We start from the raw sequence: 281 nt of genomic DNA, 5'->3' as shown, positions 1-281 counted from the left end.
AGTAAATCCAGACCGAATCGCCGCGCAGCTCCGGAGCCAGCTGCTCGATGGCACTGCGCACCGCCGGCCAGTCGCCAGCGCGCAGCGCGGCACGCACCTTCCACTTCTGGGCCGGGAACGACAGGCGCCCGTCGCCGCTGCGGCCATACCAGCCCGAAGCTTGCGGATCCAGTTGCAGCGCCGCTTGATAACCGATCTCGCCCCAACCCGCCTGCCGCTCCTGCGGCGAGAGATAGGCGGAGATCTCGCTGAGCGAGGCCGAGGCCAGCGCGGGGCTGTTG

Annotated in this window: 1 protein-coding gene; it reads right to left on the bottom strand. The window is 69.8% G+C overall.

The genetic code is table 11. The features are described 5' to 3' along the window. Nucleotides 1-281 (bottom strand): hypothetical protein (locus tag FNH21_RS16820; RefSeq protein ID WP_206687083.1); only part of this gene is annotated, 281 nt, incomplete at both ends.

Origin of the sequence: Arthrobacter bussei, assembly GCF_009377195.2 — a bacterium.
Classification (GTDB): domain Bacteria; phylum Actinomycetota; class Actinomycetes; order Actinomycetales; family Micrococcaceae; genus Arthrobacter_D; species Arthrobacter_D bussei.
The sequence above is the reverse complement of the archived record's forward strand: the minus strand, read 5'-3'. Positions and strand labels throughout refer to the sequence as shown.